This window comes from Haloarcula pellucida, assembly GCF_014647235.1.
Lineage (GTDB): Archaea > Halobacteriota > Halobacteria > Halobacteriales > Haloarculaceae > Haloarcula > Haloarcula pellucida.
The window spans coordinates 86,703-107,586 of sequence record NZ_BMOU01000005.1 but is presented as its reverse complement, the minus strand read 5'-3'; the positions used below and the strand labels follow the sequence as shown (position 1 = coordinate 107,586).

Genomic DNA, 20,884 nt, shown 5'->3' with positions numbered 1-20,884 from the left:
GCCTAATAGATGGTACAAAAAACCATGAGGAAACGATGGGTCACATGGTACCACACGCCGCGATCGGCGTCCCACTCCACGGCGGCGACGTCAGGGCACCGGCGGACGTGTTCAACAGTATCTTCGAGGTGTTTCTCGTCCTCGGGACGGCCGTCGGCGTCCTCGTGGTGACGTACACGCTGTATCACGCCATCAAGTATCGCGAGACGGCGGGCGAAGACCCCTACGCCGACAAGGTCGAACGCCCGTCGATGGGCGAGATGCCTACCGGGGGGTCCGGCGGTCGGAAGGTGTTCTACTCTTTCGGCATCAGCGCCATCATCGTCGTCTCGCTCATCGCGTGGACGTACAGTTCGCTCGCGTACGTCGAGGACGGCCCACAGATAGCGGGCGAGGAGGACATCACCGTTCAGGTCGAGGGGTTCCGCTTCGGGTGGGCGTTCATCTACCCCAACGGCCACGAGGCATCGACGCTCAAGGTGCCACGGAACAGGGTGGTCAGGTTAGAGGTGACCTCTCGGGACGTGTTCCACAACTTCGGCATCCCCGAGTTGCGGGTCAAGGCCGACGCCATCCCGGGACAGACCACCGACGCGTGGTTCACCGCGAGCGAGACGGGGACCTATCAGGCCAAATGCTACGAACTCTGTGGGAGCGGTCACTCCGTGATGGTCGCCCCCGTCGAAGTGATGCCACAGGACGAGTACCAGTCGTGGTACGCGGGGACTAACGGGACCCAGAACGGGTCGTCGAACCAGACTGCCGCCAGCGTTGGAGGTGCCCCGGCATGAGCGAGGCCCACGACCACGGCCTGCCGCCCAAATCCTCGGTCAGTCGGTGGTTCCTCACGACTAACCACAAGGACATCGGCGTCCTCTATCTCGTCACGGCGCTGTTCTTCCTCGTCTTCGGCGGCTTGCTGGCACTCCTCTTCCGTCTGGAACTCATCACGCCCGGCGCGGACCTGCTGGGGTCGCTGGGGTACAATCAGGCCGTCTCGACGCACGGCCTGTTGATGGTGTTCTGGTTCATCTCGCCCTTTGCCTTCGGCTTCGCCAACTACGTCGTCCCCCTGCAGATCGGGGCCGACGACCTCGCGTTCCCGCGCCTGAACGCGCTGTCGTACTGGCTGTACCTCTTCTCGGGGGTCCTGATGGGCGTCTCCTTCTTCCAGGGGTCGACGTTCGCGGGCGGGTGGACCATGTACGCGCCGCTGAACACGCCGGCGTACATCCCCGGCGAGGGACTCGGTGCGACGTCGGTGGTGCTGGCACTCATCATGTTCACCGCCGCCGTCACGCTGGGGTCGGTGAACTTCCTGACGACGATGTACCGGATGCGCGCCGAGGGCCTCCGGATGCGGGACATCCCCATCTTCTCGCTGTCTATCAACCTCACGGTCTGGATGATGCTGTTCGCGTTCGCGGCGCTGCTTGCCGCGCTGATGATACTGACCTCGGACCACATCCTCGGGACGACGTACTTCCAGTTCGCCAACGACGGGTCGACGCTCGCTACCGACGCCGACAATCCGGGGGCGTCGCTGCTGTGGGCGCACCTGTTCTGGTTCTTCGGCCATCCGGAGGTGTACATCGTCTTCTTCCCGGCGCTGGGCGTGATGGCCGAGTGCTTCCAGACGTTCACCGGGCGACGGCTGGTCGGTCGCAAGTGGTTCATCATCTCGATGGTGCTGGTCGCCATCCAGAGCTTCGCCGTCTGGATGCACCACATGTTCCTCACCGGTATCAACCTCCCAATCAAGACCATCTTCATGGCGACGACCATCGGCATCTCCCTGCCGTTCGACCTGATGGTCTTCTCGCTCATCTACACGATGGCGAAAGGGCGGGTCCGGTTCACGACGCCGTTCCTCTTCTCGCTGGGTGCCCTGATACTGTTCATCGTCGGCGGCATCACCGGCGTCTTCCTCGGCGCCATCGTCCTCGACTACCAGTTCCGCGGGACCTACTGGGTCGTCGCGCACTTTCACTACGTGATGGTCTCCGGGGCGACGGCCCTGTTCGGCGGCCTCTACTACTGGTACCCGAAGATAACCGGGAAGATGTACGACGAGACGCTGGGGAAGATTCACTTCGCCACGTACTTCGTCGGGTTCAACCTGCTGTACTTCCCGATGTTCGTCGCGTGGGAGACGCCCCGACGGGTGTTCGAGTACTCTCAGGACCTCCAGATTTGGCACTCGATGGCCACCGTCGGCGGGTTCATCCTCGGGGCGAGCATGCTCATCATGTTCTACAACCTGTTCGTCTCGCTGTGGCGCGGCGAGGACGTCGGTGACAACCCGTGGGCCTACGCGACGACGGCCGAATGGGCCGTCTCCTCGCCGCCGCCGCTGGAGAACTTCCCCGGCGTCCCGACGTACGCCGACGGATCGCTCTCGTTCATGGACGACGAGGAAGTCGCCCGGCGGACCAGCGGGCCCGGCGGGAGCGGCGTGGCCGCGGACGGCGGGACCGCGGCCGACGGCGGCACCGCCTCCGTGACGACGGCGGCCACCGCGACGCCGGCGACGCCCGCCCACGAGGCGGCCGGCGAGGAACACGCGAGCCACGCCAGTTTCTGGCCGTTCCTCGTCAGCCTCGGCGGGTTCGTCGCGTTCCTCGGTCTCTCGGGCGTGCGCACGGGGAGTGTCGTCTACGTCTCGATGGCGGCGGTGGGTGGTCTCGTCACCGTCGGGTCGCTGTTCGGGATGACCCGCGAACCGTTCCACGCGCCGGAGATGCCTATCGCCGAGCGGTGGCCCTTCGCCAGCGTCGAGAAGATGAAACTCGGGATGTGGACGTTCCTCGCCAGCGACATCGTCCTGTTCGGCGCGTTCATCGGGTCGTACGCCTTCGTCCGGGTCGCCTACGGGTGGTCCGAGTGGCACCACGACCTCATCCCGGCCGAACACGTGACGATGCCGGGCCTGATCAACACCTACCTCCTGCTCACGTCGAGTTTCCTCGTCGTGCTGGCGATGGTCGCCGCCGAGCGCGAGAGCAAGAAGGGGACGACGGCGGCGCTCGCGGGGACGTTCGCACTCGGCGTCGGATTCCTGATAAACAAGGGCATCGAGTGGAACCACCTGTTCCACATCAGCACGGAGATGTTCCCCAACGGGTGGAACCTCTCGACGAACATCGCCTCGTCGACGTTTTACCTCACGACCGGACTCCACGGCGCTCACGTCACTATCGGGCTGCTCATCTGTGCGTACATGACCTACCGGGCGTGGACCGGGGCCTATCAGGGCGACGACAGGGCCATCGAGTACTTCGGGTTGTACTGGCACTTCGTGGACATCGTCTGGCTGTTCCTGTTCCCGCTGTTCTACATCCTCTGAGGTGATACTATGGACTGGAAAGGATACACCGTCATATACGTCGTGTTGTTCGTCTTCGCGACCGCACAGGCCGTCGTCGAGTTCGTCGGCATCGTCGACAGCGCCTACTGGCTGGCCTTCGGCATCATCATGGTGCTGTCCGTCGTCAAGGCCGTCGGCGTCGCCGCCTACTACCAGCACCTGCGCTGGGAGCCGCGGGCGGTGACGTACCTCGTGCTGGGTGGCACTGTGGCCGCACTCGCACTGACCGCCGCCGCGGCGTACTCCATCGTCTGAGCGGTCGACCCGCCTTCCGCCCGAAGTCACCAGACGACGACGGCCGCCAGCGATGCGAGGCCGACGGCCCCGGTACCGAGGCCGGTCAGTAGGGCGGCGGTCCCGTCGCCCCCGTCCAGCGGGTCGGCCGACAGGCGGAGCGGCGTCTCCTCGTCGTCCGTGAGGACCAGTTCGTCCGGGTGCCCGGTGACGGTGCCAGCGTCGGCCCGTCGGGAGACGGTCCCGAGGACGCTCACCTCGTCGCCCGGGCGGAGCCACCCCTCCCGATAGCGGCGCTTGCTCTCGTCGACGGTCGGCGTCGACGCCAGAGGCTCCGTCGAGAGGCCGTCGGTCGAATCGAGAAACCGCGCGAGTCGTGGGGGCGGCGTCTCCCCGCTGTCGGTCTCGACGTGCGTGTCGAACCGCTCGAACCGACAGCGGACCGCCGGCAGGGAGACGCCGTCGGACACCAGCACGCTCTCCGGCGTGAAGACGTCGTCAGTCCCGTTGCCGACCACGGTGTCCTCGACGTCGACCAGCAGGCGGTCGCCGTCGGCCTCGATGGCGAACGGGACGCTCGTGACGCCCCACGCGGCCTGCTCCCACGTGCTGTCGGTCGGCGTGTCGTACTGCTCGTCGATCTCGTAGCCGGCCAGCACGCACTCCCGGTCGGCGATTGGCGAGGCGAACGTCCCGTCAGCCGTCGTCGCCACCGTGCCACGAAGTCGGACGAGCGTATCCGGTTCCGCCTCGGCCGGGGTGACGTGGTCGGCGTCGGCGAGCAACGCCGCCGTCTGGCGCTGGTCCCAGCCGACGTAACACATCAGACCGCCACAGACGAGCAGTAGGGCGCCGCCACCGAGTGCCACCTCCTCCAGAACGGCGACGAGCCACTCGGGCAGTGCGAGTAGCGACATGACGAGTCATGCACAGGACGCGTATTTGAACGTTCGGCCGGACCGAGAGACGACGCCCCGTCGACCGGCGCTTATCCCATCAGCAGTTGGGCGGTCACGGCGACCAGAAAGAGGACGCCGGCCACCGTCGCGGATTCGGCGACGGCCAGCGAGCGCGGGTGCCCCCGTCGCGTCGCGGAGAGGTAGACGCCGAGCAGGAGATAGCCGACGAGGACGAGGCCGCCGGCGGCGGCGACGGCCAATCCGGCCGTGGCCTGCATCTCCACCGGCCCCGAGACGAAGAGGGTGACGCCCCCGACGAACCCGACGACGAGCAGTGTAAAGGCCACCGCCAGCACGCGCGGGTCGTCGGACATGGTCCCGAGCCGCGTCTCTCCGTCCCCGGTATGTGCAAGCGCGAGGTGCTCGGCGTTCGGCGAGTAGTGATACCAACCGCGACTCCGTGCCACCCAGCCCAGTACCGCGACCACGAACAGCCCCATGACCGCCGTGCTCGCGAGGAACGCGGTCGTCATGGTATGTCGGTACATGACACTCCGCCATAACTGTTTGTGCCGACTCGACCGGTGGAGAACAGACACCGAGCACCGGTGTCGAGGAGTCTACAGTACCCGCGGAGACGACTGATGTCTGGCACACTCGACACCGTCGGCGGCGGACGCGTCGGCTTCCAGACAGCTTCGATTCCCGACGACCGAGGCCACGACGTCAGCATCGTCGAACGCGATCCGGTCCGGCGTGGGACGCTGACGGACGCCTACGCCGCGCGGTCATCGAGGGCGACGCCTCGAACCCGGACGTGCTCGAACAGGCCGACGACGTGCTGTGCCTGCTGTGTGGTTAGGCCTCGACGGCTCGCTCTTCGACTGTCACCGTTTCGCCCAGTGCCCGACGGACGCTCTCCTCGAAGGGGGTCAGTTCCACGTCGACGACCGACGTGATGCTGTCGTCGCTGACGACGACGCGGTTGCGAAGCCCGTCGACCAGCGGCACGGCGACGCTGACCGGCACGTCGGTCACGAGGCCGAGCCATCGGGCCGACAACCCCGGTGAGAGTACCGGAACAGGGACGATAAGCGGCTGGCGACCCAGCATGAGACGCGCCGTCGTCGTCAGTATCTCTTGATACGTGAGCACGTCGGGGCCGCCGACTTCGTACGTCTGGCCCGCCGTCTCCGGATGTTCCAGTACGCCGACGAGGTACGCGACCACGTCGTCGACGTAGATGGGCTGGCACTCCGTGCGGACCCACGACGGTGTCACCATCACTGGCAGGCGGGCCGCTAGCTGGCGGATAATCTGGAAACTCGCCGACCCCCCGCCGATGACGATGGCTGCCCGGAGCGCCGTCAGTTCTGCCTCACCGGTCCCGAGGAGACGTTCGACCTCCCGGCGGGACCGGAGGTGCTCCGAGAGACCCTCGTCCTCGTTGCCGAGGCCCCCGAGGTAGACGATTCGCTCGATGCCGGCGGCGTCGACGGCGTCGCGGAAGTTCCGGGCGGCCCGCCGGTCCCGTTCCTCGAAGTCATCGCCGGCCTGCATCGAGTGGACGAGGTAGTAGGCGGCGTCGACCGGCGGGAGCGTCAGATCCGGGTCGAGGACGTCCCCCTCGACGACGTCGACGCCTGCCGGTGCGTCGTAGCTGCCGGCGTCGCGCGTGAGTGCAACCACGTCGTGGCCCCGGGCTAACAGTTCGGGCACGAGGTGGCTGCCGACGAAGCCGGTAGCGCCGGTGACGAGGACGCGCATACCGCTAGGTGTCGCTCCAGTGGCTTAATGGCGACCCCGCACAACGACCCCCGCCTCATACTGGTGGCTGTAAGTTCGTAACGATATTCGCCACCCCGGGGTGGCGAAGTACTTCAGTTTGTTACAGCCACCAGTATCAGTCGTCGGCGTCGGTTCGGGCCCGACGTTGAATCGCCCGCTGGACGAACTCCTCGGGGAGTTCGTCTATCTCGCCGGCCTGCACCGCCCAGAGGTTGGCGTACAGCCCCTCCGAGGCGAGCAGTTCCTCGTGCGTTCCACGCTCGACGATGCGGCCGTCTTCGAGGACGAGGATGGTGTCGGCGTCTTTGACCGTCGAGAGGCGGTGGGCGATAGCGAACGTGGTCCGGTCGGCCGTCAACTCGTCCAGCGAGCGCTGGATGAGCATCTCGGTCTCCGTGTCGACGTCGCTGGTCGCCTCGTCTAAGACGAGAATCTCGGGGTCTTTCAGCATCGCGCGAGCGATGGCGATACGCTGGCGCTGGCCGCCCGAGAGTTTCACCCCGCGTTCGCCGACCATCGTGTCGTAGCCGTCGGGGAGGTTCGTCACGAACTGGTGGGCCTCGGCGGCCTCCGCGGCCGCGCGAATCTCCTCGTCGGTGGCGTCGAAGGTGCCGTAAGCGATGTTCTCCCTGACGGTGCCGTAGAAGAGGAACGTCTCCTGACTGACGTAGCCGATGGCCTGCCGGACGGAGGGGATCTGCACGTCGCGGAGGTCCTGGCCGTCGATGCGGACCGCGCCCTCGTCCACGTCGTACATCCGGAGGAGGAGTTTCAGCACCGTCGACTTGCCCGCACCGGTCGGACCGACCAGCGCGACGGTATCCCCGCCGTCCACTTCGAAGTCGATGTCGGAGACGACGGGGTCGCCGTCGTAGCCGAAGGTCACGTCGTCGTACTCGACGGCGCCCCCGGTGACCGAGAGCGGCGGTGCGTCGTCGGCTTCGGCGAGGCGACCGGGCGTCTCCATCAGGCCGAAGACCCGCTCTGCGGAGGCGTAGGCCCGCTGGTACATGTTGATGATCTGCCCGAACTGGGCCATCGGCCAGACGAACCGCTGGGTGTAGATGATGAACGCGACGAACTCGCCGGGCGAGAGCGCCACCGACAGCGCCGCCGGGGCCTCCCCGATGACCATCAGGCCGCCGACGACGAAGGTGACGACGAAGCCCAGTCCGGAGACGAGTCGCAGGCCGGGAAAGAACGTGATGCGCGTCTCGATGGCGTCCCAGTTGGCGTCGAGGTACTCCTGTGAACTGTCCTCGACGCGGTCGGACTCGTAGGTCTCGGTGTTGGCCGTCTTGATTATCTGGATGCCACTCAGGTTGTTCTCCAGCCGCGAGTTGAGTCTCCCGACCGACGAGCGCACGTCGGCGTACTTCGGTTGGATGGTCTCGATGAACCGCTTGGTGAAGACGGCGATTATCGGGACGGGCAACAGGGCGACCAGCGCCAGTTGCCAGTTCATGTAGAAGAGGTAGGTGGCGATGCCGACGACCATGATGACCAGTCGCGACGTGGAGTTCAGCCCGTCGTTGAGGAACTTCTCCAACCGGTTCACGTCGTTCGAGAGCACCGACATCATCTCGCCGGTCTGCTTGTCGGCGAAGAAGTCCATGTTCAGCCGCTGCATCGTCCCGTAGGTGTCGGTTCGCACCGCGTGCTGGACGTGCTGGGCGAACTTGTTCCACCCCCAGTTTCGACTCCAGTGAAAGATGGCGCCGCCGGCAAAGGAGGCTGCGATGAGGCCCGCCGTCAGCCACAGTTGGCCGGTCGTCCCGTCGGGGATCAACTCCTGTGGGACGAACAGCAGGCTGTACCCGGACTCGCCCTCGATGACGGCGTCGATGGCCAGCGCGAGCAACAGCGGCGGGAGCAGGTCCAACATCCGCGCGAAGACGGAACTGACGAGGCCGACGAGGAAGGCGCTTCGCTGTCCGCGCCCGTACTCGGTGAACAGTCGCCACATCGGGCGCTCGACGCGCTCGCGGGCGTCCTCGAAGGCGTCCTCGTCGGACGCCGCGTCGATGTCCATGGTCCGTTCTCACGGGGCCGACGCGCAAAAGGCCGTCGGGCTACGCGACGCCCGCCGGCAGTTCCACCCGGTCGCCGACGGTGACGCCGGTCCGGTTGGCCCACCCGCGGTTCACTTCGAGGACGTACTTCCCCTGACCGCTGTACTCCTTGAGTTCGGACTCGCTGGTCCCCTCGGGCGGGAGCGGCGCGTGGTGGATGGTGGTGATGGTGCCGTTGGCGTCGACGAAGATGATGTCCAGCGGGAAGTCCATGTCACGCATGACGTAGCCGTACTCGCCTTCCTCGTCGTGGACGAACAGCATCCCCTCGTTCGGTTCCAGCGACGTCGTGTTGCTGAGTCCGAGATAACGCTTCGGTCCGGTATCGGCGATGCGAACTTCGACGGTCGCCAACCGCTCGGCGTCGTCGCGGACGGCGACCGTGGTGGCGTTCTCCGACTGGGTGGCCGTCTCGGTGGTCGTCCCGCTCGCCGTGCCGGTCGTCCCCTCACGAACCGTCACCGTCCCCTCGTCGTACTCGCCGACGCCGAGGACGCTGACCCACAGGCCGCTCTGCAGGACGAGGACGCCGACGACGAGGAGGCCGACGAGGCCGAGGACGACGGCCAGCGGACCGCGTTGCATGTTCAATACTGACGGACAGGTCGGGGGTAAGGGTTCCGACCGAGAGAGAAAGTGTTATTCCTGCCGGTGGAAAATTTGGGAGTACGGGTCCGTGGTCTAGTTGGTTATGACGTGGCCTTTACAAGGCCGAGGCCGGTGGTTCGAATCCGCCCGGACCCACTTCTGACGGCGACTGCAACGAACGTAGTGAGGTGCCAGCGGCGTTTGTGTGGAAACGCGGATTCGCACCCTGAAAGACGAGCGACGCGAGTCTTTCTCCGGTTCGAATCCGCCCGGACCCATCCTGCGACGAACGGCGGTGAGGAGCGGATGGACTATGTGGATTCGAAGTAGACGAGACGCGCACAGCGAAGCGAGTACGTCTCGGCGTGGTTCGAATCCGCACGGATCCACTGCACTGCTCGCGGCGCTCACCGACGAGCGCCGCGTGTGTGGCCGTCGACACGCCGTGCGTCGACGCCTGTCGCCCAATCGACACCTGCCGAAAGCCATTTATCACGACCTGTGGTACCGCAGACCATGATAGACGGCTCGACGTGCCCGAAGTGTAGCGGGCACGTCTCGACGGAAAACGGGACGGAGTACACCTGTGACGACTGTGGCGCAGAGTTCGACAGCGCCGACCTCTTTCTGCCGTAACGTGGTATGGTGACCCGCCCCGCGATTCGGCGGATGGCGGCGGGGTATCGAAATCCTTTTTTCTACCCTCGTCCTCGGATGGAGTGCACGCCGCCTTAGCTCAGACTGGGAGAGCACTCGACTGAAGATCGAGCTGTCCCCGGTTCAAATCCGGGAGGCGGCATCCCCTTCTCGGTTCACATGCCCGTAAGACATTCACTGTAGAGTGGGGTCTCGCGTCTCTCCACCGGCTTGTACTATTCTCTTCAAATGCCGCATATTCCTTCTGTAGCCGCGCATATCGGTCAAATTGGCCTTCAAGCGCAGCCGACACTTGGGGGTGTCGCGCGTGACGGGTTACGTCGAGCCGGCCCCGCACGAGTTCGCTGCGAACTTCCTATTCGACGAGGGAGGTCTCGCCCCGTTCTTCGCTGCTGACTCACGAGTCAAAGCGGGTGATGGCAGTCAATCCGCGGAGTTCCTTGACCGAGGCGAACGGTGGGTCGTGAAGCTGTACTTCCAAGACAGCAATATTGTCCATCCGGGGAACCAATTGCCGACAGGCACCGACTGGCGACTCCAAGAGATGCGCGAGTTCCGGCTGAAAATTGCTCGCCACCCCGACGAGGATTCGGTGGGAGAGCAGGATTTCAACGCGCATCTTACGCCGCGCTGGCAGGGGATGAAAACCGAGGACAAGTACGGCAACGTCTCGGAGTATTCGATCCCGGAGTCGATCCGAGAAGCGGTCAATGTGAAGATCATGGGGTCGAACATCGATTTCGATCGCTATCAGGCACTGCTCCAATCGGCAGCCGCAGCGGTTCGGATCCGCGGTGATTACTTCGAGACTCCACACGAGTACAGCAACGTCCAGGACGCCGAGCGGTACGTGCGCGTCCAGGAAGATGCCAGTGGCCCGGTCCACGCTCGTGATGGGCCAATCGCCTCGATGGGACATCTGCTCGAAAGCGACCGCACTGGCTACCGCAAAGTCGTACAGAACGATGATGACGACTACGGGCGGAATCTTCCCGGGTACTACCACACGGTCACACTCGGTCCGCGACGTGTTCGCGAGGTCTTCCCCGATCACGCGCTACCCAAAGAGATCAAGCACTACTACGCCCGGGAGGCGTTGGCCCAGCCCGATGATTCTCCGCTCCGACATCCGAAGATCGGCGTGTCGTATCAGGTGAGTCGCTGGGACGAAACGCTCGGCGTCTCGTCTGAGGATCTGGTGCAACTCCAGAGAGAACTCGATCAGACCCTTCTATCGGTGCTTGCTGATGCTGGGCTCGACATCGCACCAACGAACGGCAGCGGTGTCTTCGTCCCAGACGCATACTTCGACGCAGTGACGACGGAAGAGAGCCCAGAAATCGTTTCTCTGGACGTGACAGAGATTCGGTCGACGCAGGAGAGCGTCGTGATTCGTCACCTCGCGGATGGCCTTAGCCCGGTCCAATGGGAGAGCCTTGAGACGCTGGTCACTGACGGTGGTGAAGTTTCGCCGGCTGATATCGCGGAGGACCATGGCCGGCACGTCGAAAGCGTTCGCCGGGCACTCCGCGGGATCGAAGATCTCGTCGAGCGCGAATACGCCAAGGTGAGTCTTCGGTCGAGCTACGTCGCCGATCTGGTTCACCAGGCGGTCAAAGAAGCCGAGGACGCTGTCAAACGAGCTGCCGAAACCGGAGCCAAAGCAGTACGAACTGCCCAGCAGGGCATGGAGGAGACGATGGGCGTGTTTATCGCCTGGGCTGCTCGCCACGATATCGATATCGACGACGCTCTCAGTCGGCGCGACGCGCGGATGGAAATGCGGTTCGGAAATCCGGGCCAACAGGCTAGTCGCGTCATCCGTGAGGGATTCCGAATCTGGGAGGAAGCCGGTCTTCCGACGGAACGGTATCGGATGGCTCGGGTTCGTTTCAACGATGGCAGTATTGCCGACGCCTGGCGCTATCTGAAACCCGGATAGCGGGGCGACCTGTGAGTGGCAACGCTGGCTAGCACCCTTGTTTACCGGCGAATGCTACTGGATACTGCCCTGATTCCGATTTTGTTGGCAGGCTATTGACTGCTTTCGAGATCGCAAGCGACCAGTCTCACGCTCGAAACAAACCCGAGGGGTTTGATTCTCTCTTAGGGGTGTGCCTAAGAGCACAAAATCAAAATACCCGTTTCCGCTCCGCAGTCGAGTGTCAAAGAACACACGGTTGAGTGCACCGAGACGATCCGGGACGGACTCTTGATTACCTCCACTAACTCAACCGCTCTCAAGTAAGACCGAGCCCATTGTGGCGTATCTGTCCCTAATACCAAACCAACCCAAGCATTATCCTCGCCAATTCCGGGACATGACACGGTGGCTGTATTTCTCCCGGATTTTCAGGGGGTGTAGAGGTCAGTCAATGGTCGAATTATATCGTTTCAGATTGTTAGAGTCCGTTTTTCTCCGAAAAATGCGCAACCACATGAGTTAGTATGAAAATGCGATGGGTTTATGTATGTTGTTGGCATTAGGTGTACGTACAGATGACAGATGCGAAATCTCACACGAGGAGGCTAACGGCACACTTCCCCGCTAAGCAGTCGGAGAACCGGATGTACGGGAAGACTGCCACAGACATGGCGCTCAACTCGAAGCTGATGACGATTCCCCGCGAGGCTATCCAAAACACGGACGACGCTGGTCTCGAGGGCGAGACGCCGGAACTCGTGTTCCGGTTCGAGACGCTTGAAGGAGATGCCCTAGAGAAGTTCCTCACGGCTATCGACTGGGAGGAACTGCGAAAACACATGGAGGCAGTCGCCGAGACAGACGACTCCATTGGCATTGAGGAGGCCCTCCAGCAGGTTCGTGACGGTGGGCTGAACGTTCTCGTCGTTGAGGACAAACACGCCGAAGGCCTCGACGGTGCCGAAGACTCGAAGAAGACGAACTATTCTTCGCTTGTCAAGGACTTCGGTATCACGACCAAGGAAGGCGACCAGGCCGGGAGCGAGGGGGTCGGCTCCTCCATCTTCTACGGATTCAGCGGGTTCAAGACAGTGCTGTTCAACACGGTCCCGGCGAACCTCGCGGACGGGGAGACACCGCCACGTCTGGTCGGACGTGTAGACCTGCCCGACCACGAACTACGTGGGAAACCCTACAGTGGGGACGGGTGGCTCGGCGTCGACAGCACGGAGTACGACCGTCCGGTCTCGGCGTGGGGCGAAGCCGCCGAAGCCGTCGGCGAAGACCTGAACATCTCCCGACCGGACGAGCCGGGCACCTCCATCGCCATCGTCGGGTTCCGTGAGCCAACCCGGAGCACGCGGTCGCCGGACGAAGTCGTCAACCGGCTGTACGAGGCGACGGCCCAACACTACTGGCCGGCACTCGTCGACGGCAGTATCGAGGTGTCCGTCCAAGGCCCGTCGGACCCGGAACCACGTCCGGTGGAGCCGAAGACAGTCCCGAAAATCGCACCGTACATCGAGGCCTACGAGCGGGGAGCGTCGGCCGACGACTCGTTGGACGAGGAAGGGACCGTCGTCACGAGCGAGATACCGTTTCAGGTGCCGCCACTGAAAGGCGGGACGACCCACCCGGAAAGCCAGCTTCGGCTGGTCGTCCGCAGGCCCGACGAAGACGACCCCAACGCCTTCCGAAACAAGGTTGCACTGTTCCGGGGAGCACGGCACGTCGTCAAGTACCGAAAGTACGGCCACGTCGCGCGGACGGCCGGCCAGGACTTCGTCGGGCTGCTGCTCGTCGGGGGTGCCAATCAGGATCTCGGAGAGGAGCTCTCGGACGAGAATCAGGCTGCAGAGCGATTCTTCCGCGACGCAGAGCCCGAAGAACACGACAACTGGACGGATGGTACCTCGAAGCTCGAGAATCGCTACGAGGGGGACGGCCTGGACCTCATCAGGGACTTGCTCCGTAACCGAGTACAGGACGAACTCCACGACGTTCTCGCGACCGCCAAAACCGACGACGAGGACCGATTGCGCAACGCTGGGAAAGAATTCCCCTTCTTCCCGAACAGTCGGTCCGGGTCGGGTGGACCCGGTGGCGGTGGTGGCGGTGGTGGGTCTTCACCGTTCGAGGAGGTCTCGAGCGAGAGCCACTTCGACGGCCGTTCCCACCACTACGACGGGAAGCTCGTGACGGCCGACGCCAGTCCCGGGAAGTGGACGGCGACGGTCGAAATCGAAGAAGTGGACGGCGCCAACCGAAAGCTGGACTTGGTTGACGTCGCGGACGTGGACGCACCGCTCGCGACGCGGGACGAGGTCGTCGACGGCGTCGCAGAACTGGAGTTCCCGGCAGGCACGCGGACCGCCGAGTTCGAAGTGGACTCGGTCGAAGTCGGCGACGGTGGTGACCTTCTGGGTGGCGGACAGACACGGCTGAAAATCGGCTACGACTTCGACGAGGACGATGAGGAGGACGACTCATGAGCAACTCCATCCAAATCGACCAGTTCCCGTACCAGCACGCGGGCGAAACGCTCAGTTTCGCCATCGAAACGTACGACTTGGACACCGGTGAGGCAGGTGAGCCCGACGGGGAACAACACATCTCGTTGCCCGAAGAGTCTGGTTGGGAGACTGGTGAGCTCTCGGTCAGGGTGGCCGTTGACGACGAGACTCTGGAAGAGGTGTTCCCGGCGACGGAACCGAACGCCGGGGCGCTCGTTGTCGTGGGCTACTGCCCGACGAACCACCATCGGTTCGTCTCGGTGCTCGCGAAGCCACCGCTCACGGCTGGATCCGTGACCGGGACTGTCGAGTTGACGCACGAGGACCTGCGCGGTCGCGTGACGCTCACGCCGTACCTCGTGCGGACTAAAAAACGGGACGATGGCGACGACTACGCACACCGCATCGGGAACAAGCTGGCGTCCGGCCCGGCGTGGGTCGTGGACGTCGACGAGCCGTCGACGGGGCAGTCGACTGACCTGGACATCCGAACGAAGTCGTTCTCCGAGCCCGACTTTCCGGCGAACGAAGCGAACACGTGGTACGTCGACATCACCAACTCGGAGAGCCCGAAACTATACGTGAATAAAGACCACGCGTACATGGCCCCGCTGATAGACGAAGACGCTACGCAGACGTTCCGAGGCAGGGTGCGGTCGGTCGTGCTCGACACGATCGGGATCCCGATGCTCGTCGAGTTCGTCGTCAAGGCTGCCGAGCTGGCGGTCAATAGTGGCGAAATCAAGTACGAGTGGCAAGAGCGGATGCTCACCGAGGTCTGCGGTGACGTCTTCGGTGACGACCCCGAGCCCGACGACATCGAAGAGATGCTGAAGCCGGGCAGTCTCTCGGCGACGCTCAACGACATCGAGAGCGCCGTCCAACGCCGCCGGAGTCCACACGAGAACATCAAGCGCCTCCTGGAGCTGAACACATGAGCGAGAACACACTCTACAAGCTGAACGACGACGCATCGACCCTCGTCACCGAGGACTTCCGAGCCGGTGACGTGCAGTACTCCGACGCCCGCCTCAAAGCGTTCCGCGAAGCGACCGACCTAACGGCGAACTTAGACGCCCTGGAGCAGGTCATCGACTGGGTGCTGGACGAGCGGAGTCCCGTCGAGAAGGGGACGACGGAGATAGAGGCCGCCGTCGCCCCGGCGGTCCGGAAGTTCATCGACATCCCGCTCCGTGAGGCGGGTGACCCCTCGCTTTGGCACTGGCTGGCCATCGCCTGGAAGCCGGAGTTCGTCCGGTACCGATGGCCCTACGACGACTCCCAGCGGACGGTCACGTCGATGAACGAGAAGTTCTTGGGCTCGACGCAGGACCTGTACACCAACGCGTTCTCGCGCATGTGGTTCATCGCCGAGTTCACTTGTGACGGTGACGACTACTCGGTCACTGAGGCAGTGTTCAAACAGCAGTACCGCGTCAACCGTATCTTCGACCGGATGGACCTGCGTCGGCCAGCGACCGGGCGCGCGCTCAGCAAAGTCGCGATTGACGAGGACGCCGACGACGATATCTTGGAAGAGACGGCCAAGACGGTGAGTCACCAGTGGTCAGTAACCGCTGAGGAGTGCCTCAAAGAGGACATCATTGAAGACATCGTTGGCGAGATACACGAACGCGTGGAACGGAGGACCATGTGATATGAAGATGGTCGTCGACATTCCAGACGAGTTGGTCGCCCGTGTGCGGACAGCCGTAGCTGACGGAAGCTACGACGACCCAGAGCAGTTCTTAGAGCTCGCGCTCCGAAATCAACTGGAGATGGAAGAGTCTGAGCAGTCGTCGCTGCCGTCGTTCGGCGAAGCCGTCGGCAGCGGGCGTCCAGAGCAACAGAACCTCCTGACGGCTGCACACGAGAGCGAGTCGGAGGTCAAAGAGGCGAACGACCCGGATACATCCGACCACCTCGAGGATCTCTCGTGGCGGTCGTTCGAGGTTCAGACCGTCGCGCCGCCCGACGAGTCCCGACTTGACGACGGGCCGCTGTGGGGACAGTACAACCGATTGTTCCCAGTCAAGCTCGTCGTCCGACGGCTGGCGACGCTGCTCGCGGACGGTGAGAACGGAAGGGTTTCGTACAAACGCTTCAGAGAAGAGACTGCGACCACCGCCCGTGAATATGGACTGCGACTCGAAGAGATTGACGACCTCCAGGACCGTGGCCGTGGAGAGAAACTTGCCTCGGCACTTCCGACGAGCGATAAGAAAGATCGGTCGCTAGAACGTTTCAAGACTCATTTTGTCGGCCAGTTAGAGACGAGTGGTGAACTGACTGGTGCCGCGCCTGATCTCCGGTTTGTGGACATCCACCCGGATGAGAAGACGTTCGGACTCACCGACGCCGGGCTGGAGTTCGCGTCGATTCGGAATCCCTTGTTGGATGAGGGACTCGAAGCCGAGCAGTCCCTCTCGGCGGAAGAGAGGGAGTTCTACGTCAAGCACGTCCGATCGGCGGTGACCGACGAGTACGAGGCGATGCAGTTCCTCGCGGACGCGGTCATGGAAGGCGTCAATCGGCCGACGTCGCTCACGGAGAAGATCGCCGAATTGAACGACAATTGGTCGGAGTCACAAGCCAAGACGGTCCGCTCGGGCCTCGTCAGCCGCATGGTCGAGTTGGGGCTCCTGTCTCGGCATCGCGTCGGTGCCCGTGGGACCGGCTACGACGTAACCGACGAGGGGAGGCACTTGCTGCTACCTCAGATCGAATAAGCCCTTCTCTATATCACACCCGCTCTTTCTAACACGCGGTGTCGTTGTTTCCTGTTCTTAGGCCACCCTGCTCTGTCTGGAAGCCCAGGGTTTAAAAGAGAGAAAGTGGTTAATGCGGACCCACGACCAATCTGTTATGATGGCTTGTTCCGACGCTGAGTGTTGACTTGTCTGAGTCAATCATCGTTGAGAAGAGATCCTCCTGCATCAACCGAAGAAACTTGTTACCTATTCTTATCCTGAATCAATCAGTCATTTTATTAACACCGGGTTTGAACTGAGTCGCACTTATTCACATGTCTAGTGGTTCTGAACTTCCTGACGGATGGTGGTTCGAAGACCAACCGTGTGGTCGTACCAGACAGCCAGGGTTGCTTCAAAAGAAGACCGTAGATCGAAGTATCGACACATTCGTCCGCGAGATTCTGCAGAATATCACCGATGCTGGACTTGACAACGGTGACCCTGTCGAAGTAACCTTCCGCTTGTTGGAATTAGACGCAGAGGACCGAGCCGCGTTTGACGATGCGGTCTGTTGGGAAGATCTCTTCGCCCACGCCGAGAGCGCCGGCCGGGAGCAGGACGGTGCAGGTATTGAGGACTATATTGAGTACCTAGAAGATGGTGGTCCGCTCCGCGTCCTGATCGCCGAAGAAGAGAATACGACGGGTATCCAGGGTAACGAGGTAGATAAGAGAACGGACTACGCAGCACTCGTACGTGACCCCGGTCGAAGTAACAAGGAGAGCTCTTCGGCAGGCCGTCACGGGCTCGGAAGTGTCGTACTGTGGGTCGCGTCTGGTCTCCAGTCGGTAGTTTTCAATTCCAGTCTCGCCGACGATGGGCCCGAACAAGAGTCTCCCCGACTGGTTGGCCGTTCCTTTCTTCCGACACACGAACTCTCTGAAGGCGAATGCTACGATACTGAGGGATGGTTCGGATCACCGACTGGATTAGACAACGACCAATTAGAACGGCCTGAGTCAATCTGGGGTGATCTCGCGAGTGATATGGCCGACGACATGTTACTCTCGCGATCTCACTTAGATTCGTCTGGTACCTCGACGATGATTCTCGGATTCCGAGATCCATCTGATCCCTCGATGGACGATCAGCCCGGTCCCGAGGAGATCCTCGATACCTTCGAGACGGCCACGATCGAGAACTTCTGGCCAGCTATCTCGAAGGACGAACTCCGTGTTAAATTCGATATGGCTGGTGAAGAACGGCAGGTCACCTCCGACAATATCGACGATTACGACTCGATCCGTCCGTTCGTCGAGTGTTACGAACAACGCCTTGACGCATCTGACTCGCTCGGGGACCCTGGTGAAGTCGCTAGTGTTGATGTCGACTATAACATACAGAGTCTGAAAGAAGAGGTGACACCGACGGACGGGCAGGTCACGGTGGCCGCCCGGAAGGCGTATCCCCATGAGGAGGACTTCCGATCGGAGATCGCGTACTTCCGCGGGGCTGGAATGGTCGTCAATTACAAGCCGGGCCGTTATCTAGGTTTCTCTGGCAAGTACCATGCAATCCTCGTCGCGGGCGAGGCGCGCACTCCAAACGGAGAAGATCATTCACCAGCAGACGAAGCAGTCGAAAACTTCCTCGCGATGGCTGAACCGGTTGCTCACAATAAGTGGTACGGGTCTGGTAACGACGAACTCCAGGCAGAGTACGAGTCTGGCTGTGCACAGACAGCGGATTCGTTGACTACCGGCGTCCTTCGCGACGGCCTCGCAGAGCTATTCTACAGTGACGATATCGACACGAGCAAACCAGCGTCACCGGACCGAGACATCTTGCCACCGACTCGGAGTACGAAATCGAAACGGCCGGAACCACCCGGACCTTCGCGTGCTCCTCTGTTCGAGTGGGGAGTCACGGACTGTATCGAAGATCGTCGATGGCGATTCGACGGCCAAATTGAGCCCAATCGTGATCTAGTAACAGACTGGCAGGTCGTCATCGAATTGCGAGCGATGTTCGAAGACGATCAAGAAGCCGAACAAATCCCGATTGACGACATCGAATATGAGGAGAAAAGTAATCTCGATCACACGTACTCCGACGGTCGCGTCAAGCTTACAGCTACAGACGACGTCGGCCGTGTCGAATTCGTCGTCAAGTCGGAGCAGCTCGCTGCTGTCGATCCACGACTGGGGGACGCTACTGAGACGAAATTCAAGATCGTCGATGGGTACGTCTCCGTTCCGGACGACGAGGAGGGATCTGAATGACTCCACAACTTCGTCTCAATCGGTCACTGACACACGAAGCGTTCCCGCACGCTTGTCGGCCTGGAGAGTTAGATTTCGAGGTCGTTGAGTACTCTCTCGACGGAGAAAGTCCAGTTGAGCCCGAAACCGATGGGACAGTCGATCTCAAAGATTACGAGGGGTGGGACACTGCGAGTTTGAAGGTAAAAGTCGACGTGAGCGAAGACATTTTGGACGCAGTTTTTCCGGAAGATACGGACTATCCGGGTCGAATTCTGGTGGCGGGTCACTGTCGAGCGACGTACCTACGGGATCGGACGATTCTCTCGTCGTCTCCGGTTGATCCAGGTTCACACTCGGACGAGGTTGAGCTCAAAGTAGACGCCGTCGGAGGAGTCGTTGAATTACGTCCTTACCTCATTCGAGCTGAGACTGTATCTCCCGTTGATGACTATGGAGTTGACGAGGGTGTCATGTTGGCGGATGGGCGTGAGTGGACTGTTGAAGTCACCGAAGACGACGCCGGTGGCAAAAATCACCTCGAGGTCGACAGGACCTCGTTCGAAGAAAAACACGAAGAAGACGAGGACACTCGATTCCCTCCGAAAGACGAAATGTACTACCTGGATCTCGAACGAGACAGCGCGAATCCTGTGCTTTGGTTCAACGAGGACCACAGGGAGATCGTGAACCTCATCTGGGCAGGCGAGAGCGACTACGACAACCTCACCGCGAATCTAGTCTGGAATCACGTCCTCACGGACGTCTGGACGCGGATGATAACAATCGCTGCGATAGAGTTTGAGGCCGAAGACTCCGAATGGACACCGGAGTGGCACGCGGGTGTGATGGACGAAGCGAGCCAACATCTGTTCCCTGAACTAAACCCATCCGCGCGGAAGGCAGCTCAGTTCTTACAAGAGGAACTCCGTGAAGGGGGGCACGTCACTGCAACCAAGCGAATCGAGTCAGCCGTGCAAGAAATTTTGGATCCCGCATCGGGATTCCTTGATCACGTGGATCGGATCGGAGGAGAATGATGAAGGGAGAAAATCTACAAAGACTCACTTCTGGGGCAGAAGAGCTCCTTCGGGAGAATCTGTCCTTCATGAAAGGCGAGAGTGGCCACGAATATCTCGACGAGGACGAGACTACCGATTACGTAAAAGAACTGGATTTCGTACACGATAGCGAAACGCCGGGTGACGCAGATTTGGACGGGTTGGAAGAGGAACTTCGTCGTATCGAGAGCGAGTACGACCAGGGAGACGGAAAGATGGATAGCGAGGCAGCAGTAGCTGTGCGAGAACACGTCGACATAACTCGGACACAGGCGAGTGACCACGGTATTTGGCACGACCTCTCAATCCGGAAGTTCCCCTGGTTCGTCCGGCATCGGTGGAGCTACGAAGGAGAAGCAGCGATGCGCAAGAAGTTTTGGACTCACGGAGTAGCGCTCGATAGCCAGAGCTGCACGTTTGAGCGGCTGTGGTGGATCGCCGAAATCACTCGTAGAGAGAACGACGAAGATGACCCGTACCTCTACACGAGACGAGCGTTCAGTACCCGCCGGTTCGTCTTCCGTGTCTTCGACATCAAGATGGGGCGGTACATGCCGGCAGCGTACGCACTGATCAACGTCCTCTTTGATGAGAAGGGTGACGAAGAGGAAAGTGATGAGGTCGTCAACGGTGAATTCGTCAAGAACGACATCATCGACGAAGTGGTACAGCGATTCCGTAAATCCGGGGCAGCTATGCCCTACGAAGGACGTGACAAAGAGAGCCTTGAGGACGCACTGGGAGACATTCGATCCAACGTTGAGGCCGAACTGGCGGACAAGTGAGATCGTCACCCTGAACGATATCCACCAGTGGTATACGTCTGT

16 protein-coding genes and 2 tRNA genes are annotated in these 20,884 nt (G+C 61.8%); 13 read left to right on the top strand and 5 right to left on the bottom strand.

What is annotated here, in order from left to right:
- The first annotated feature begins 44 nt into the window (after positions 1–44).
- The 3 genes from coxB to IEY28_RS15050 are packed head-to-tail and all read left to right on the top strand — an operon-like array spanning position 45 to position 3,622.
- Complete coding sequence (gene coxB, locus IEY28_RS15060) at positions 45–791, top strand: cytochrome c oxidase subunit II (protein ID WP_229783157.1); 747 nt, start codon at positions 45–47, stop codon at positions 789–791.
- Entirely contained in the window at positions 788–3,346 is a 2,559-nt protein-coding gene (locus tag IEY28_RS15055) for a cbb3-type cytochrome c oxidase subunit I (protein ID WP_188999488.1), read from the top strand. The genes coxB and IEY28_RS15055 overlap by 4 nt, the downstream gene beginning before the upstream one ends.
- A gap of 9 nt (positions 3,347–3,355) precedes the next feature.
- Positions 3,356–3,622: a cytochrome C oxidase subunit IV family protein gene (locus IEY28_RS15050; protein ID WP_166968061.1), complete on the top strand. Its 267-nt coding sequence runs from the start codon at positions 3,356–3,358 to the stop codon at positions 3,620–3,622.
- Positions 3,623–3,648: 26 nt separating this feature from the next.
- Here the strand turns inward: IEY28_RS15050 and IEY28_RS15045 are convergent, their stop codons facing one another.
- The 5 genes from IEY28_RS15045 to IEY28_RS15025 form a co-directional block, all read right to left on the bottom strand.
- Positions 3,649–4,518 carry a hypothetical protein gene (locus tag IEY28_RS15045; protein WP_188999484.1) on the bottom strand — a complete coding sequence of 290 codons (870 nt, stop codon included), beginning with the start codon at positions 4,516–4,518 and terminating at the stop codon, positions 3,649–3,651.
- A gap of 71 nt (positions 4,519–4,589) precedes the next feature.
- On the bottom strand, positions 4,590–5,033 hold the full coding sequence (locus IEY28_RS15040) for a hypothetical protein (RefSeq protein WP_229783156.1): 444 nt from the start codon (positions 5,031–5,033) through the stop codon (positions 4,590–4,592).
- 325 nt (positions 5,034–5,358) lie between these two features.
- A complete protein-coding gene (locus tag IEY28_RS15035; RefSeq protein WP_188999481.1) occupies positions 5,359–6,267 on the bottom strand; it encodes an NAD(P)H-binding protein in 909 nt (302 codons plus the stop codon).
- Between the two features lie 136 nt (positions 6,268–6,403).
- The gene (locus IEY28_RS15030; protein ID WP_188999478.1) at positions 6,404–8,320 is read right to left on the bottom strand and encodes an ABC transporter ATP-binding protein; all 1,917 of its coding nucleotides are present in this window, start codon (positions 8,318–8,320) and stop codon (positions 6,404–6,406) included.
- A 40-nt stretch (positions 8,321–8,360) separates the two neighbouring features.
- Positions 8,361–8,945, bottom strand: coding sequence for a DUF192 domain-containing protein (locus tag IEY28_RS15025; protein WP_188999476.1), 585 nt, complete (start codon positions 8,943–8,945; stop codon positions 8,361–8,363).
- An 85-nt stretch (positions 8,946–9,030) separates the two neighbouring features.
- Between IEY28_RS15025 and IEY28_RS15020 the strand changes: the two genes are divergently transcribed.
- From IEY28_RS15020 to IEY28_RS14975, 10 genes are all read left to right on the top strand, one after another.
- Positions 9,031–9,104, top strand: a tRNA-Val gene (locus IEY28_RS15020).
- A gap of 569 nt (positions 9,105–9,673) precedes the next feature.
- Positions 9,674–9,747: transfer RNA gene (locus tag IEY28_RS15015), tRNA-Phe, on the top strand.
- A 165-nt stretch (positions 9,748–9,912) separates the two neighbouring features.
- On the top strand, positions 9,913–11,547 hold the full coding sequence (locus tag IEY28_RS15010; protein ID WP_188999473.1) for a DUF7845 domain-containing protein: 1,635 nt from the start codon (positions 9,913–9,915) through the stop codon (positions 11,545–11,547).
- 626 nt (positions 11,548–12,173) lie between these two features.
- Positions 12,174–14,021: a hypothetical protein gene (locus IEY28_RS15005; RefSeq protein WP_188999470.1), complete on the top strand. Its 1,848-nt coding sequence runs from the start codon at positions 12,174–12,176 to the stop codon at positions 14,019–14,021.
- The gene (locus tag IEY28_RS15000) at positions 14,018–14,980 is read left to right on the top strand and encodes a hypothetical protein (protein WP_188999468.1); all 963 of its coding nucleotides are present in this window, start codon (positions 14,018–14,020) and stop codon (positions 14,978–14,980) included. Before IEY28_RS15005 ends, IEY28_RS15000 begins: the two co-directional genes overlap by 4 nt.
- Positions 14,977–15,699, top strand: a complete 723-nt coding sequence (locus IEY28_RS14995) for a DUF6339 family protein (protein ID WP_188999465.1) — start codon at positions 14,977–14,979, stop codon at positions 15,697–15,699. Before IEY28_RS15000 ends, IEY28_RS14995 begins: the two co-directional genes overlap by 4 nt.
- A gap of 1 nt (position 15,700) precedes the next feature.
- Positions 15,701–16,771: a hypothetical protein gene (locus IEY28_RS14990; RefSeq protein WP_188999462.1), complete on the top strand. Its 1,071-nt coding sequence runs from the start codon at positions 15,701–15,703 to the stop codon at positions 16,769–16,771.
- A 296-nt stretch (positions 16,772–17,067) separates the two neighbouring features.
- On the top strand, positions 17,068–19,017 hold the full coding sequence (locus IEY28_RS14985; protein ID WP_188999459.1) for a hypothetical protein: 1,950 nt from the start codon (positions 17,068–17,070) through the stop codon (positions 19,015–19,017).
- Complete coding sequence (locus IEY28_RS14980; RefSeq protein WP_188999456.1) at positions 19,014–20,036, top strand: hypothetical protein; 1,023 nt, start codon at positions 19,014–19,016, stop codon at positions 20,034–20,036. Before IEY28_RS14985 ends, IEY28_RS14980 begins: the two co-directional genes overlap by 4 nt.
- Positions 20,036–20,842, top strand: a complete 807-nt coding sequence (locus IEY28_RS14975) for a DUF6339 family protein (protein WP_188999452.1) — start codon at positions 20,036–20,038, stop codon at positions 20,840–20,842. Before IEY28_RS14980 ends, IEY28_RS14975 begins: the two co-directional genes overlap by 1 nt.
- Positions 20,843–20,884: the final 42 nt, after the last annotated feature.

What these genes read in the sequence shown, in the direction of transcription:
- coxB (WP_229783157.1), top strand. Translation starts at nt 45, where the DNA reads ATGGTACCACACGCCGCGATCGGCGTCCCACTCCACGGCGGCGACGTC.
- IEY28_RS15055 (WP_188999488.1), top strand. Translation starts at nt 788, where the DNA reads ATGAGCGAGGCCCACGACCACGGCCTGCCGCCCAAATCCTCGGTCAGT.
- IEY28_RS15050 (WP_166968061.1), top strand. Translation starts at nt 3,356, where the DNA reads ATGGACTGGAAAGGATACACCGTCATATACGTCGTGTTGTTCGTCTTC.
- IEY28_RS15045 (WP_188999484.1), bottom strand. Translation starts at nt 4,518, where the DNA reads ATGTCGCTACTCGCACTGCCCGAGTGGCTCGTCGCCGTTCTGGAGGAG.
- IEY28_RS15040 (WP_229783156.1), bottom strand. Translation starts at nt 5,033, where the DNA reads ATGACGACCGCGTTCCTCGCGAGCACGGCGGTCATGGGGCTGTTCGTG.
- IEY28_RS15035 (WP_188999481.1), bottom strand. Translation starts at nt 6,267, where the DNA reads ATGCGCGTCCTCGTCACCGGCGCTACCGGCTTCGTCGGCAGCCACCTC.
- IEY28_RS15030 (WP_188999478.1), bottom strand. Translation starts at nt 8,320, where the DNA reads ATGGACATCGACGCGGCGTCCGACGAGGACGCCTTCGAGGACGCCCGC.
- IEY28_RS15025 (WP_188999476.1), bottom strand. Translation starts at nt 8,945, where the DNA reads ATGCAACGCGGTCCGCTGGCCGTCGTCCTCGGCCTCGTCGGCCTCCTC.
- IEY28_RS15005 (WP_188999470.1), top strand. Translation starts at nt 12,174, where the DNA reads ATGTACGGGAAGACTGCCACAGACATGGCGCTCAACTCGAAGCTGATG.
- IEY28_RS15000 (WP_188999468.1), top strand. Translation starts at nt 14,018, where the DNA reads ATGAGCAACTCCATCCAAATCGACCAGTTCCCGTACCAGCACGCGGGC.
- IEY28_RS14995 (WP_188999465.1), top strand. Translation starts at nt 14,977, where the DNA reads ATGAGCGAGAACACACTCTACAAGCTGAACGACGACGCATCGACCCTC.
- IEY28_RS14990 (WP_188999462.1), top strand. Translation starts at nt 15,701, where the DNA reads ATGAAGATGGTCGTCGACATTCCAGACGAGTTGGTCGCCCGTGTGCGG.
- IEY28_RS14985 (WP_188999459.1), top strand. Translation starts at nt 17,068, where the DNA reads ATGTCTAGTGGTTCTGAACTTCCTGACGGATGGTGGTTCGAAGACCAA.
- IEY28_RS14980 (WP_188999456.1), top strand. Translation starts at nt 19,014, where the DNA reads ATGACTCCACAACTTCGTCTCAATCGGTCACTGACACACGAAGCGTTC.
- IEY28_RS14975 (WP_188999452.1), top strand. Translation starts at nt 20,036, where the DNA reads ATGAAGGGAGAAAATCTACAAAGACTCACTTCTGGGGCAGAAGAGCTC.